The sequence below is a fragment of the Propionispora hippei DSM 15287 genome (genome assembly GCF_900141835.1).
Lineage (GTDB): Bacteria > Bacillota > Negativicutes > Propionisporales > Propionisporaceae > Propionispora > Propionispora hippei.
On sequence record NZ_FQZD01000007.1, the window covers coordinates 54,411 to 68,136 of the forward strand.

Below are 13,726 nucleotides of genomic sequence, written 5' to 3' on the forward strand. Positions count from 1 at the left end.
AAAATAAAATAAATACCGCCCTGTTGTTCAGGGCAAGAACGGCAGGGCGGTTTTAACCTATCCAGGCAGTTTTTTCCTGCTTATTAAAGAAGCTCTATTTTGCCAGGTAAAAATGATTGCTGCCGTGTTGATATAAATCACAGCCGGTGAAAGCAAGCCTTGGTAAAATAAGGCTAGAATATATGGTTGGAGGGGATCAACATGATTGATAAGAACACAATTAACCGGCAGCATGATGAAATCAAGCAACTGCTGGCGGCGATCGGCGGTTATCGCAGCCTTGACAATATTACGGAGAACGCCTTTAAAATATCGCTATTACTGGGGCAATTGGCCGGGAAAATCAACATACATTTGCTGCATGAGGACAAATATGTGTATCCCGATTTACAAAAGCATCAGGATGCCAAGGTTAAGGAAGCCAGCCTGCGGTTTATGCACGAAATGGGTGGTTTGGTTGATGCCTTTACCGCTTTTAAGGGTAAATATATGTCGGCGCCGGCCATTAAGGCGGACCCGACAGGCTTTATGCAGGAACGGGATCTAGTGTTTAGGGCCATTGCCGAACGGATAAAAAAAGAAGATCACTCCTTGTATTCTCTGGTGGGATAAAGGCGAATCCCGGCTTGCGATAGTCAGTACTCCGCCAACTCTGAAACTACACTTTCAAAGTTGGCGGAGTACTAATTGCAGGCCGGGATTTTTTTATTGTGGAAAGAGAATTGCCGGGGAAAGCTGACTGGCGGCAGGAAGTTATCGCCAGTTGTCAAATTGAAAAAGGTACGGATGGATGGAGGAAAAAGACCGAATAAGACGAATAAATATTATGTAAACATATTGGTGTGTTAAGGGAGGTACATATGCCTGAAATAGTAACTGAATGGACGAACCGGATTATCAATGGTGGCTTAAAAATCCACCTGCTGGTTTTCTTATTATGTCTGGCACTAGGCATTGTCGTTATCCGGGTGCTTTTTGACAAGCTGCTGAAAACCATTGCCGGAAAGACGAATATTACCTATTCCTTGCTAAAGCAAACTTTTCGCGGCATTCCTACTCTGCTGGGCATACTGATCGGCTTGTATGCGGCGACTGAAATTCTGGCAATTCCGCCGCACCCGCTGCTATTTTTGCAACGATTGTTCCATTCGCTGGTCATTTTATCGCTGACTTTGCTGATTGCCCGTTTAGCGTCAGGCTATTTGAAGCAGAAGTTCGGGAAGACGTCCGGCGCTTTTGCATCCACATCCATTTTGGCGACAACGATTGATTTGGCCGTGTATACCATAGGCATCCTCTTTTTACTGGAGTCCTTTGGCGTTGCCATTTCGCCTTTGCTCACCGCTTTAGGCGTTGGCGGCTTGGCCGTTGCGCTGGCGCTGCAGGATACGCTGGCCAATTTATTTTCCGGCATTAATATTCTGGTGGCCAAACAGATCAAGATTGGCGATTTTGTAAAATTATCGACGAACGAAGAAGGTCATGTGGTGGATATGAACTGGCGGAATACTACGATCATGACGCCTACGGAAAACATGGTGGTTATACCTAACCAGAAATTTGCCTCGACAACCATTACTAACTACGCCCAGCCCTTTGCCGAGTGTTCTATCGCCATTCCGATCGGCGTCAGCTACGAGAGTGATTTGGAGCAGGTGGAACGGGTAACTGTCGAAGTGGCTAAAGAAGTGATCTGGGAGATGGCCGGCGCGGCCAACGATTTTGAGCCGGTAGTCCGCTATAACAGCTTTGCCGAGTCCAGTATCAATTTTAATGTGATTCTGCGGGTCAAGACAGTCACTGATCAAAGCCTTATCCGCCACGAATTTATCAAACGGATCCATGTCCGCTATCAGAGGGAGGGTATCACCATTCCGTTCCCCACCCGCACGGTTAGCTGGGAGCAAGGAATGGTGCGGTTAAAATCAGTGTGATGATGTAATATGGTAAGGTTATTTTGTACCGTTTTGCGGCGGACTGCAAAGCAGTGACGCAATAAACCCGCTTAACAAGCGCATTGCTATGCTTGTAAGCGGGTTTTTCCATGCCTAAAGGCTGAAGGCGGTTTAACGGTTATGAAGCAAAACCTTTGTTACGGCGTTTCTTCAAAATTCTTTCATCTGCAGAGTTTATAATCTGCCATTGATCTCCAGGAAACGGATAGAAAGATAAATTCTGCAGATTTCCTCCGCATTGTCGAGCGAGATACCGGCAATATCTTTTATTTTATTAATCCGGTAGAAGAGAGTGTTTTTGTGTATATTCAGTATCTTGGCAGCTTTACCCGGATCGTTGGTAAAGTAAAGGTAATTTTTCAGTGATACAAGCAAATCACTGCCGTTTTTCTTATCATAATCGAAAAGGGTTAAGACAGCCGGATGGCACAAGTCAACCAGCTCATAGTGCGTACGGATTAGCTCAGATACAATGAACAAGCCGCATTCTTCAAACAATAAAGCAGAGGTATTTTGCTGATGCGCCAATTCGGTTGCCTTGACGGCTTGCTCATAATATTTTCTGCAATCCAACAGCTGATTGAATTTAAGACTTATCCCTGCACATAAGTTGTTTGCTGCTAGAAACTCTTCAAATTCTGCTTTCTTTTTCCCGGATAATTGTGACAGCAGACTGCCATCGAGAAAGGCCACGATGTTGGAATGGTGGATCATACAGTGATTCAGCGGTACAAATATTTTTAAAGCCTGCATGACAATAGGGATTTTGCTGTCCAGGGCTTTTAACTCCCTGTTGGTAATAAACATAATTGAAAATTCCTGTTCTTGTACCCATTTCAGATAGTGCAGCTTTCGTAGGGCGGCTTTTTCATCGATGGCTCTGCCTTCAAGAGCATCGGAAAGGATATAGCTTGGGATGAGGTCTTTCTCACTGCCGAATTGATTGTCCTTTTGCAATTCCAGCGATAATAGTTTGCTAAACTGGTCAATCAATAAAAAATCAGTTTTCGTAAAAGGTCTGCCGCTTTCATGGATGGCAATTTGGGCAGCTTCAATACTATTAATACGGATAATGGCTGATAGAGTCCCGTTAAGCGGTTTCTGTTTTTCAATATAGTCCGAAGCCCCTTTCTTACGAATTCTTCGGATAATATTATTTTCCCGTATAAAACGAATAAGATCTTCATGCAGGTAACGGCTGCCGGTTTCATCTTCACTAATAGAGACAACCTGGTTTATATCGTAAGAAGAGGCGAGAATCTTAAAGCTGGTATCATGCACAAGCAGAGGGCGGTTGAAAATGTCTCTCGCTTTGTCTATCAGGGGTTGAAGCCCCTGGTTCAGATATAAAACATTGAAAAGTTCCTGCATATAGAAGGCTGCCTGCAAATCAGCTTCTTCCATTTTGGTAAAATCCCATTTTGAATTTGGCATGTTGCAATCTCCTTTGTGTTATAACACAAAAGCATGGTATATTTCTTGGTAATGTTTAAATTCCAGTACGTTGTATATAAAAGAAAAACAAGTATAATACTGAATATAAAGCAAAATGCAAAAAAAATCAATGTTGTTCTAAAGCATAATTTAGTGGGAGGTAAAGGATATGCTTACCAGGCCAGTAGGCAATACGCAACAGGATATGCATGATAAGTCAGCGATAAAGGAACTTATCGAATTTGAAAGATTCTGTAGAGATAACGCGCTGTGGGAGGAAATGAAAAAATGCTACGCCCAGGATTCCAAGGTTATTATTTCCTGGTTTCAGGGCACCGGCCATGAGTTTGTAGAGGCTTCTAGCAAGATGAAAGGACGGGCGCCTCATAAAATCTATAATACACAGATTTGGCTGGCCAATGGCAAAGCAGTGGCGATTATGTTGGTAACGATACAAATACGCATTATCCTCAACGGATTTCCTGTGGAACTTATGTCCGATGCAAAGCTGGTATTTTGTACCGAAAAGATCGACGGACTATGGTACATCGTTTCCATGGAAGGAATTTATGAAAAAGATTCCTTAGTTCCTGTTTTTCCTAATAGTAATATTAATCTGCCGCTAGATGATTTAGCCGAGTATCGTGAAAGTTATGCCTGCTTAAGTTATACATTAAACCGGGAGGGCTATGACGTAGATTCTAATTTACCTGGAATTGACAGACCGGATCTGGTGGAAAAGCTATATGAAAATGCCAAAGCTTGGCTTTATAAATCTTTATAAATAAGGAAGAGAAAAATATGCCTGCCACAGCGATTACAAATGTAAGAATTTTTGATGGAGAAAAAAGAAAAGAACCCCAAACCATTGTTATTGAAAATGGTGTAATATCGCATAAAACAACAGGTGATACGATGATCGACGGAAGCGGCTGCACACTGCTCCCGGGACTCATTGATTCGCATGTCCATCTGTATGGCAAGGTCGGTCATTTGGAGCAGGCGGCAGCAAAAGGCATCACGACCATGCTGGACATGGGCGTGCGCGACCCCGCGCAGATTGATCGCCTCCGCAACCGGCCGGGGCTGCCTACTATCCTGAGCGCATACAATATTGGGTGTGCACCGGAAAGTATTGCGCCCAAGAGAATGGGATATCTTAACAGCGCAATCATAAAAGACAGCGAAGACGCGGAACGTTTTATAAAAGAGCAAATTGCCCATGGCGCCGACTATCTAAAAATGATTCTGGAAGAGCCCGGCCGCAACAATGGGGTTGCTTTTCCGGCGGAGATCGGTAAAGCATTTGTTGTAGCCGCCCATAGGAATAATAAAGTGGTGGTAGCTCATGCGGTCACACCCGGAAGTTTTCAAGACGGTGTCACCTTCGGGGTAGATGTGTTGACGCACATGCCCTTTCAGGCCCCCTTGCTGCGTAAGACAATCGAGGAGATGGCGGCACGCAAGATCGTTTGTGTACCGACCTTGGTCATGATGCAGGGAATTTTGGAAAGCATGAAGCAGGCAAATCCCCATATCCCGTTTGATATTAAAACTGCGCAGCAATCGGTAGCGGAACTCCACAAGGCGGGTGTCCCTATTTTTGCCGGCACCGATTCCAACATAGATGATCCCCTGACCCTGGCTTCCGTTCCTTATGGTGCCGGTCTCCACGCAGAGCTTTATCTGCTGGCTGAAGCTGGTCTGACACCGACCGAGGTTCTGCGCAGTGCCACTAGCGCACCGGCCACCTATTTCGGGCTGTCCGATCGGGGCGTGATCGAAGTGGGCAAACGGGCGGATCTGCTGCTGGTGGCGGGCGATCCAACAATGGATATTACGGCCATCAGCAACATCAAGGGTGTATGGATCAATGGCGTGGAAGTCAGTCTATGGAATTTAGAAAGCAGCCAATAAGAATTGAAATAAGTTGGAAGAGGAGGAAGACCATGAAGATCATTGGACTGGAAGAACATCTGATAGACCCGGGAATTGCCAAGGCAAGCATGTCTGCACAGGAGAAAACGGCACCCTATTTTAAAGAGTCTCTGGTTCCTAATTTAACGGCATTTCCGGCGCCGGGTTCCTTGGAAGACATCAGTGAAAAGCGCTTAGCTGATATGGACGCAAACGGCATTGCTATGCAGGTGCTTTCCATTAGCAGTGCGGCACAGCTCATCACCGGCACCGAGGCAATCCCGCTGACGGTGCAGGCCAATAACCGCCTGGCGGCTGCGGTCAAGGCCCATCCTGACCGTTTTGCCGCTTTTGCCGCCTTGCCGATGGCACATTCGGAAGCGGCTGCAACAGAGCTGGAACGCGTGGTAAAGGAGCTTGGTTTTAAAGGCGCTATGCTTCCCGGCCGGCCGGAAGCAGGCACGGCCTTTCTTGATGATGAGCGGTATGCGCCGGTTCTTGCCATGGCGGCCAAGCTGAACACACCGATCTATTTGCATCCCGGCTTTCCTATTCGCCCGGTACAGCAAGTATATTACGAAGGGTTTGATCCGATTGTTAGCGCAAGACTGTCGGTTTTCGGCTGGGGCTGGCATGCTGAGGCCGGTATACACCTTTTGCGGCTTATTCTATCCGGTGCATTTGATAAATACCCGGATTTGCAGCTCATAACCGGGCATTGGGGTGAAATGGTTCCTTTCTTTTTATCCCGTCTTGATGATTCACTACCCAAAGCAATAACACATCTGCAAAAAACAATTTCAGAATATTTTACGGAACATGTCTATGTAACACCCAGCGGCATGTTTGGCATTCCGCACCTATTATTTACCATGCAGACTGTGGGGGTAGATAGAATCTTATTCTCTGTTGATTATCCTTATATCGGGAATGAAGGTGCGCGGAACTTTCTTGAAAATGCACCGATTGCTCAGGCCGATAAAGAAAAGATTGCCCACTTGAATGCGGAAAAGCTGTTAAAGCTATAATGTGTTTTGTAAAATCTCCGACTTAACAGGTCGGGGATTTTTGTTTTTTTGTGGCTTCCAGCGGTTTTGGCTGCAATCTTTACATTTTCTTTATAGGGCAGGCCGGATTCTTGACGCCATTTTTACCGGGAACGGGATTACAATAAAGCTACATTTCCGGAGGAGGAGATTCATGATGGATTTATATCTGGCAGGGACATTGGCGTTTTTATTGTTGATATATTTAATTTATGCCTTGGTAAGGCCGGAGGAATTTTAACCATGACACATGATATGCTTGTATTCTTATTATTTGTAGTCCTTTTGCTCGGCCTGGCCTGGCCGTTGGGGGCCTATATGGCCCGGGTGTTTTCCGGGGAAAAAACGCCGTTTGACCGGTTGTTCCGCCCCCTGGAGAGAACTGTGTACCGGCTTGGCGGGATTGATGAAACCCAAGAAACCGACTGGAAAACCTATAGCCTGCAACTGATGATCTTTAATATAGCGGGAGCGATAGCTGTGTATATCCTGCAGGTTCTGCAGCAATATTTACCCTTTAATCCCGAACAGTTAGCCAATGTAGAACCCTGGCACCTTGCCCTAAATACGGCCGTCAGCTTCATGACCAATACCAACTGGCAAGCCTATGGCGGCGAGTCGACCATGAGCTATTTTACGCAGATGCTGGCGCTGACGGTGCAGAATTTCTTGTCGGCTGCTACGGGGCTGGCTGTGGCTGTCGCCTTAATCCGGGGACTGGTGCGTAAGTCAACCACCCGGATCGGCAATTACTGGGTGGATATGACTCGCAGCGTGATTTGGGTCCTGCTTCCCTTATCCATCCTTTTTTCAATCATTCTGGTCGGGCAGGGAGTTTTGCAGAATCTTTCCCCCTATGTGACTGTCCAGACGCTGGAAGGAGTCAAACAGACGCTGGCCATGGGACCGGTGGCCTCGCAGGAAGCGATCAAAATGCTTGGTACCAACGGCGGTGGGTTTTTTAACGCCAATTCGGCCCATCCCTTTGAGAACCCGACCGCTTTGACCAATTTCCTGCAGATGCTCAGTATCTTTTTAATACCGGCAGCTACTGTCCTCATGTTTGGCCGGATGAGCGGGAACCAACGGCAGGGCTATGCCATTGTAAGTGCCATGCTGCTATTGTTTACTTTGATGTTTGCCGGTACTTACACCAGTGAGCGGTACGGCAATCCGCTGGTGCAGGAGCTTGGTGTCAGTGGTTTCTCTTCACTGGAAGGGAAAGAAGTACGGTTTGGCATCGGGGGATCTTCCCTGTTTGCCACTGTGACCACGGCGGCATCCTGCGGCGCGGTTAATGCCATGCACGACAGCTTAACCCCGCTGGGTGGATTATTCCCTATGCTGCAGATGATGCTGGGCGAAGTGGTGTTTGGCGGTGTAGGGGCCGGCTTTTACGGCATCATGCTGTATGTCTTCATTACCGTCTTTATTGTCGGCCTGATGGTGGGCCGGACGCCTGAATATATCGGGAAAAAGATTGAAGCCCGCGAAATGAAAATGGCCAGCTTAGCTATTCTGATTCCTTCGGCCGTCATTTTGCTGGGGGCTGCCGCCGCCGTGGTAACCGAGGTCGGCCAGGCCGGTATATTAAATAACGGACCCCATGGGCTGAGTGAAGTGCTGTATGCTTTTGCTTCCGGTGCCGCCAATAACGGCAGTGCCTTCGCCGGGCTTACGGTAAATACCGTTTTTTATGACCTGCTATTAGCCGTTGCCATGCTGATCGGGCGGTTTGGCGTGATCCTGCCGGTACTGGCTATTGCCGGCAGCATGGCCCGGAAGAAAACGTCGCCGGTGGGACCGGGGACGTTCACGACGACAGGCGGCTTATTCGTCGTATTATTAAGTGGCGTTGTTTTAATTATCGGGGCACTGACCTTTTTGCCGTCCCTGGCTTTGGGACCGGTGCTTGAGCAGCTATTGCTTTATGGCGGCGTTGTATTCTAGAACAAACGGAAAGGAAGATTCCAATCATGAATAGAGAAACCGGTTTTCGCCGGGATATGCTGGGGGAAGCGGTACGCGATGCTTTCCGGAAACTGAATCCCCGGACACAAATAAAAAATCCCGTCATGTTTGTTGTATTTGTTGGCGCCATACTCACCAGTATATTGCTACTGCGCGACTGCCTGCAGGGGACAACCGGGAGTGTATTCTTTTCTTTGCAGATCAATCTTTGGCTGTGGTTTACCGTCCTGTTCGCCAATTTTGCGGAAGCCGTGGCGGAAGGCCGGGGCAAAGCGCAGGCACGGGCCTTGCGGGAAACCCGTACGCAGACCAAGGCCAAGAAGCTGGCCGGCGCCAATGAGATCGTGCTGGTTGACGCCACTCGGTTAAAAAAGGATGATTTGATTCTCATCGAGGCCGGCGACATCATTCCCAGTGACGGGGAAGTGGTGGAAGGCATAGCTTCGGTCGATGAGAGCGCGGTCACCGGCGAATCGGCCCCGGTCATCCGTGAAGCGGGCGGCGATAAATCTTCGGTTACCGGCGGCACCCGCGTGTTGTCTGACTGGGTCAAGGTAAAAATCACCGCCAATGCGGGAGAAACCTTTCTGGACCGGATGATTTCTTTGGTAGAAGGGGCCAAGCGGCAAAAAACACCCAATGAAATTGCCCTGACCATTCTGTTGGTGGGCCTGACTATTGTATTTTTAATTGCCGTCGCTACGCTGGAACCCTTTGCGATTTACACGGGGACTACCATTTCCGTGCCGGTGTTGCTGGCGCTGCTCGTTTGTCTGATTCCGACGACCATTGGCGGTTTGCTTTCTTCCATTGGCATTGCCGGCATGGACCGGTTATTGAAACGGAACGTACTGGCCATGTCCGGCCGTGCCGTCGAGGCCGCCGGCGATGTGAACGTCCTGCTGCTGGATAAGACCGGCACTATTACGCTGGGCAACCGGATGGCAACCGATTTCTTTCCGGCGCCGGGCATCGGGGAAGCCGAGCTGGCCGATGCTGCCCAACTGTCATCGCTGGCCGATGAAACACCGGAAGGGCGGAGCATCGTCATTCTGGCCAAACAAAAATACAATTTGCGGGAACGGGACTTGGCAGCACTGGGCGCGGAGTTTGTCCCTTTTACGGCTCAAACCCGGATGAGCGGAATCAATCAGCAGGGGCAGGAAATCAGGAAAGGCTCAATGGATGCCATTCAAAATTATGTCCGTCAGCAGGGCGGGATTTTTCCCTCTGAGGTGAACCGGACCTGCGCGGAGATTGCCAAAAACGGCGGTACCCCGCTGGTGGTGGCCGCCCAAGACAAGGTATTGGGGGTTATTAAGCTGAAGGACATTGTCAAAGGCGGTATTAAGGAACGGTTCCGCGAGCTGCGGCAGATGGGGATAAAAACCGTCATGATTACCGGCGATAACCCGTTGACGGCTGCGGCGATTGCCGCCGAAGCCGGTGTGGACGATTTTCTGGCGGAAGCTACGCCGGAAGCGAAGCTGGCCATGATCCGTCAATATCAGGAGCAGGGACTGCTGGTAGCCATGACGGGTGACGGGACGAACGATGCGCCCGCCCTGGCTCAGGCCGATGTGGGGGTGGCCATGAACAGCGGAACCCAGGCAGCCAAGGAAGCCGGCAATATGGTTGACCTGGACAGCAATCCCACCAAGCTTATTGAGGTTGTGGAAATCGGCAAACAGCTCTTGATGACCAGAGGCTCTTTGACCACCTTCAGTATCGCCAATGACATTGCCAAGTATTTTGCCATCATTCCGGCCATGTTTATGGGAACCTATCCGGCTCTTGGTTTGTTTAATATCATGCAACTGGCTACCCCGGAAAGCGCCATTTTAAGTGCGGTCATCTTTAACGCCCTGATCATTGTGGCATTGATTCCACTGGCGCTGCGCGGCGTTGCCTACCGGCCGGTGGGCGCCGATGTGGTGCTGCGGAACAACCTGCTGGTCTATGGGCTGGGCGGACTGATTATTCCCTTTATCGGGATTAAACTGATTGACTGGCTGCTGGTTATTTTACACTTGGTATAAAGGAAGAAGGGTTTATAATGTGGAAATGGGTGGTAACAGGACTAAGAATGCTGGCTGTATTTACTTTGCTGACCGGGCTTGTCTATCCTTTGCTGGTAACCGGGGTGGCGCAGCTTTTATTTCCCGCCCAGGCCAACGGTTCCCTGGTGACAAAGAATGGGAGTCCCGTAGGCTCGCGGCTGATTGGACAGACTTTTACCGGCGATAAATATTTTCACGGACGTCCGTCGGCGGCCGGACAGGACGGCTATGACGGAACGGCTTCGGCGGGAAGCAATTTGGGCCCGACCAATCAGGCTTTGCTGCAGGCGGTGGCAGAACGGTTAAGCCTGGTTCGCCGGGAAAATGGCCTGAGCCAGGCAGCACCCGTACCGGCCGACCTGGTGCTTGCCTCCGCCAGTGGGCTTGACCCGCATATCACGCCGGCTGCCGCCTATCTGCAGGCGGCACGGGTAGCCGGGGCCAGAGGACGGGATGTGGCTGAAGTGGAGCGGCTGATTGAGGCGAGGACCGAGGGCCGGCTGGCCAGTGTGCTGGGTGAAGAACGGGTAAATGTGCTGGAATTAAATCTGGCACTTGATGAGAGCATATAAACAAGGGGAAACAGGGCGCTGTAACAGCCCTGTTTGCTGCTGTGTAAAAGGAGGGGCCTGTATGGCGGAGGAGCGGCTGCGACCCGATCCGGATGAACTGCTGGGAAGCATCAAAAAAGCGGCAAGAGGTAAGCTGACGGTATTTTTAGGTGCCGTTGCCGGTGTGGGAAAAACGTATAAAATGCTGGAAGCGGCTCATGAACGCAAAGCGGACGGTGTGCGTGTCCTGACCGGCTGGATTGAAACGCACGGCCGCCCGGAAACGGAAAGACTGGCGGCCGGCATACCCGGAATTCCGCCAGGAGAGCTGCTTTACCGGGACCGGGTCATGCTGGAAATGGATATTGATGCCGTGCTGCAGCAGCAACCCGAACTGGTGCTGGTGGATGAACTGGCTCATACCAATATTCCCGGCTCCCGCCATGTGCGAAGGTATCAGGATGTGGAAGAATTATTGGCTGCCGGCATCCACGTTTATACCACCGTCAATATTCAGCATATGGAGAGCCTGAACGATGTGGTAGCCCAAATTACCGGCGTGATTGTACGGGAAACGGTGCCTGATTATGTTCTGGCTCAGGCGGATAATATTCAGTTGATTGATATTCCGCCGGAGGAATTGATCAAGCGGCTGCAGGAGGGTAAGGTGTACCGCCAGGGACAGGTGCAGCAGGCTTTAAAGAATTTTTTCCGCCTGGGCAACATCAACGCGCTGCGCGAGCTGGCCCTGCGCTTTACCGCCAGCCGGGTTGACCGGGACCTGAACGAGTACATGCGTCAGAAACAGATTGCCGGGCCCTGGCCGGCGGCCGGCCGCATCATGGTATGCGTAAGCCCCAGTCCTTTTTCCGCCCAACTGATCCGGGCGGCGCACCGGTTTGCCAGCGGCCTGCATGCCGAGTTTCTCGCCGTTCATATCGAGACGGCGCAGCGGCGTTTTCCTCTGGGCGATAAGGAACGGGACCGGATTGCCCGCAATATGCGGTTAGCCGAAGAACTGGGGGCCAGGACGCTTATGGTGGTAGGCAATGACCTGGTGAAGGAAATTCTGGAAGTAGCGCGAACCCATAATGTTACCGCCATCGTAGTCGGCAAATCGGGCAATACCCACCTGCAGGACCTTTTTCGCAAATCCTTTGTAGACCGGTTGATCCGGGCCAGCGGCGGTATTCATGTGTATGTCGTCCAGGGGGCGGTGGAAGAGGAAAAACGTCCCGAGATCAAGACGGTACTTCCTGCTACTTCCTTTGCCGGGATGATACCGTTTGCCGGCGGGCTGGCCATGACCGCCCTGGTCACTCTGGCAGGCTGGTTGGGCAGAGATCATTGGGAACTGGTCAATGTGGCGCTGCTGTACTTGCTGCCAGTGCTGCTGTCCGCCGTTTGGTGGGGTCGGTGGCCTTCCTATTTCACGGCGGTGATCAGTGTAGCCTGCTTTGATTATTTGTTTGTACCGCCGCTGTTTACCTTCTCCGTCTATGATTTTCGCTTTGTCTGGAGCTTCGCGATTTTTCTCCTGGTTTCTTTTTTGATTGGCGGCCGGACGGAATGGCTGCGGCGGGAGGCCAAAGCAGCTCAGCTCAGGGAACGCGGTATCCGGGCCTTATATAAATTCAGCCGGGAAATCGCCGCCGTCATTGACCTGGAGTTTATCTGCCGGGAGCTGGTGCGGCATGCCGGCGAAACCATCGGACGGGATACGCTGGTACTGTGTCCGGATAAAAGCGGTAAGCTGTATCTGGCGGGAAGCTATGACAGCAGCCGGTTTGCTTTGGTTGAGGATTTTTCTTTATCCGACGCCGAATATGCCGTAGCGGTCTGGTCGTATAAAAATCAGCGGGTGGCAGGCTGTTCCACGGAAACGCTGCCGGGGGCTGAGAATCTCTATGTACCGTTGACAGCCGGAGAAAGCGTGGGCGGGGTGTTCGGGGTGCGCATCGGCGCGCAGCCGGTGACACCGGAAGAGAAACGCCTGATTGATGCCTGGTCAGGTCTGGCGGCCATGGCCATCGAGCGGGTAACCCTGGCCCGTCAGGCGCAGCAGGCCGCTTTAGTGGTAGAGTCGGACAGGCTGCGGATGGCGCTCTTTAACTCGGTGTCCCATGAACTGCGGACGCCTTTGGCGACCATAACCGGAGCGGTGTCCACGTTGCTTGACCCGGATATTCAATACCCGGAGGAATTGCGGACCGAATTGCTGGAAACCATTTTGTATGGAGCGGCCCGGATGGAACGGGTGGTCAACAATCTGCTGGATACGGCCCGGCAGGAGAGCGGCATGCTGCAGCTAAAAACCGACTGGTGCGATATAGAGGATATGGTGGGATCGGCCTGGCGCCGCATCAGCGAAAGAAAACAAACTCATACATTAATTACTAAATTGCCGGAAACATTGCCACTGCTCCGGGCCGATTGCGTTCTGCTGGAACAGGTGCTGATTAACCTGCTGGATAACGCGATCAAGTATTCACCGCAAGGAAGTCCCATTACCGTCAGCGCCGCCCAGGACGGGAGCCAGGTGGTGCTCAGTGTAAGGGATGAGGGGCCGGGAATCGGCCTGGAAGACCGGGAGCGCATCTTTGAAAAGTTTTACCGGGCGCCCCAGGTGCGAAAAGTGTCCGGCACCGGATTGGGATTATCCATTTGTAAAGGTATTGTGGAAGCCCACAAAGGAGTTATCTGGGCGGAGAATCATCCTGACGGCGGCGCGCAGATCTCTATTCGCCTGCCGGTCTCCACCGACGGGACAAATCCTTAAAGAGGTGAGTCGG

The 13,726-nt window shown here is 50.8% G+C and carries 11 protein-coding genes; 10 read left to right on the forward strand and 1 reads right to left on the reverse strand.

Annotated features, from left to right (window positions below; translation table 11 throughout):
• The first annotated feature begins 201 nt into the window (after positions 1 to 201).
• Both F3H20_RS04810 and F3H20_RS04815 read left to right on the forward strand, forming a co-directional pair.
• Positions 202 to 612, forward strand: coding sequence for a hemerythrin domain-containing protein (locus F3H20_RS04810; protein WP_149733817.1), 411 nt, complete (start codon positions 202 to 204; stop codon positions 610 to 612).
• Positions 613 to 860: 248 nt separating this feature from the next.
• Entirely contained in the window at positions 861 to 1,934 is a 1,074-nt protein-coding gene (locus F3H20_RS04815; protein ID WP_149733818.1) for a mechanosensitive ion channel family protein, read from the forward strand.
• Positions 1,935 to 2,129: 195 nt separating this feature from the next.
• On the opposite strand, the gene F3H20_RS04820 is transcribed toward F3H20_RS04815, so the two are convergent.
• Positions 2,130 to 3,389, reverse strand: coding sequence for a PucR family transcriptional regulator (locus F3H20_RS04820; RefSeq protein WP_149733819.1), 1,260 nt, complete (start codon positions 3,387 to 3,389; stop codon positions 2,130 to 2,132).
• A 169-nt stretch (positions 3,390 to 3,558) separates the two neighbouring features.
• On the opposite strand from F3H20_RS04820, the gene F3H20_RS04825 reads away from it, so the two are divergent.
• The 8 genes from F3H20_RS04825 (at position 3,559) to F3H20_RS04860 (ending at position 13,713) form a co-directional block, all read left to right on the forward strand.
• The gene (locus F3H20_RS04825) at positions 3,559 to 4,173 is read left to right on the forward strand and encodes a bile acid 7-alpha dehydratase (RefSeq protein ID WP_149733820.1); all 615 of its coding nucleotides are present in this window, start codon (positions 3,559 to 3,561) and stop codon (positions 4,171 to 4,173) included.
• A 17-nt stretch (positions 4,174 to 4,190) separates the two neighbouring features.
• Positions 4,191 to 5,306, forward strand: a complete 1,116-nt coding sequence (locus F3H20_RS04830; RefSeq protein ID WP_149733821.1) for an amidohydrolase family protein — start codon at positions 4,191 to 4,193, stop codon at positions 5,304 to 5,306.
• A 32-nt stretch (positions 5,307 to 5,338) separates the two neighbouring features.
• Positions 5,339 to 6,334 (forward strand): amidohydrolase family protein, encoded by a 996-nt coding sequence (locus F3H20_RS04835; RefSeq protein ID WP_149733822.1) that lies wholly within the window; start codon positions 5,339 to 5,341, stop codon positions 6,332 to 6,334.
• 175 nt (positions 6,335 to 6,509) lie between these two features.
• A complete protein-coding gene (kdpF, locus tag F3H20_RS20415; RefSeq protein WP_223191634.1) occupies positions 6,510 to 6,593 on the forward strand; it encodes a K(+)-transporting ATPase subunit F in 84 nt (27 codons plus the stop codon).
• Positions 6,594 to 6,595: 2 nt separating this feature from the next.
• A complete protein-coding gene (gene kdpA / locus F3H20_RS04845) occupies positions 6,596 to 8,302 on the forward strand; it encodes a potassium-transporting ATPase subunit KdpA (protein WP_149733823.1) in 1,707 nt (568 codons plus the stop codon).
• Positions 8,303 to 8,328: 26 nt separating this feature from the next.
• On the forward strand, positions 8,329 to 10,362 hold the full coding sequence (gene kdpB, locus F3H20_RS04850) for a potassium-transporting ATPase subunit KdpB (protein ID WP_149733824.1): 2,034 nt from the start codon (positions 8,329 to 8,331) through the stop codon (positions 10,360 to 10,362).
• Between the two features lie 17 nt (positions 10,363 to 10,379).
• The gene (kdpC, locus tag F3H20_RS04855) at positions 10,380 to 10,955 is read left to right on the forward strand and encodes a K(+)-transporting ATPase subunit C (RefSeq protein ID WP_149733825.1); all 576 of its coding nucleotides are present in this window, start codon (positions 10,380 to 10,382) and stop codon (positions 10,953 to 10,955) included.
• 61 nt (positions 10,956 to 11,016) lie between these two features.
• Positions 11,017 to 13,713 carry a sensor histidine kinase gene (locus tag F3H20_RS04860; RefSeq protein ID WP_149733826.1) on the forward strand — a complete coding sequence of 899 codons (2,697 nt, stop codon included), beginning with the start codon at positions 11,017 to 11,019 and terminating at the stop codon, positions 13,711 to 13,713.
• Positions 13,714 to 13,726: the final 13 nt, after the last annotated feature.

What these genes read in the sequence shown, in the direction of transcription:
- kdpA (WP_149733823.1), top strand. Translation starts at nt 6,596, where the DNA reads ATGACACATGATATGCTTGTATTCTTATTATTTGTAGTCCTTTTGCTC.
- F3H20_RS04835 (WP_149733822.1), top strand. Translation starts at nt 5,339, where the DNA reads ATGAAGATCATTGGACTGGAAGAACATCTGATAGACCCGGGAATTGCC.
- F3H20_RS04860 (WP_149733826.1), top strand. Translation starts at nt 11,017, where the DNA reads ATGGCGGAGGAGCGGCTGCGACCCGATCCGGATGAACTGCTGGGAAGC.
- F3H20_RS04820 (WP_149733819.1), bottom strand. Translation starts at nt 3,389, where the DNA reads ATGCCAAATTCAAAATGGGATTTTACCAAAATGGAAGAAGCTGATTTG.
- F3H20_RS04815 (WP_149733818.1), top strand. Translation starts at nt 861, where the DNA reads ATGCCTGAAATAGTAACTGAATGGACGAACCGGATTATCAATGGTGGC.
- F3H20_RS04825 (WP_149733820.1), top strand. Translation starts at nt 3,559, where the DNA reads ATGCTTACCAGGCCAGTAGGCAATACGCAACAGGATATGCATGATAAG.
- kdpB (WP_149733824.1), top strand. Translation starts at nt 8,329, where the DNA reads ATGAATAGAGAAACCGGTTTTCGCCGGGATATGCTGGGGGAAGCGGTA.
- F3H20_RS04810 (WP_149733817.1), top strand. Translation starts at nt 202, where the DNA reads ATGATTGATAAGAACACAATTAACCGGCAGCATGATGAAATCAAGCAA.
- F3H20_RS04830 (WP_149733821.1), top strand. Translation starts at nt 4,191, where the DNA reads ATGCCTGCCACAGCGATTACAAATGTAAGAATTTTTGATGGAGAAAAA.
- kdpF (WP_223191634.1), top strand. Translation starts at nt 6,510, where the DNA reads ATGGATTTATATCTGGCAGGGACATTGGCGTTTTTATTGTTGATATAT.
- kdpC (WP_149733825.1), top strand. Translation starts at nt 10,380, where the DNA reads ATGTGGAAATGGGTGGTAACAGGACTAAGAATGCTGGCTGTATTTACT.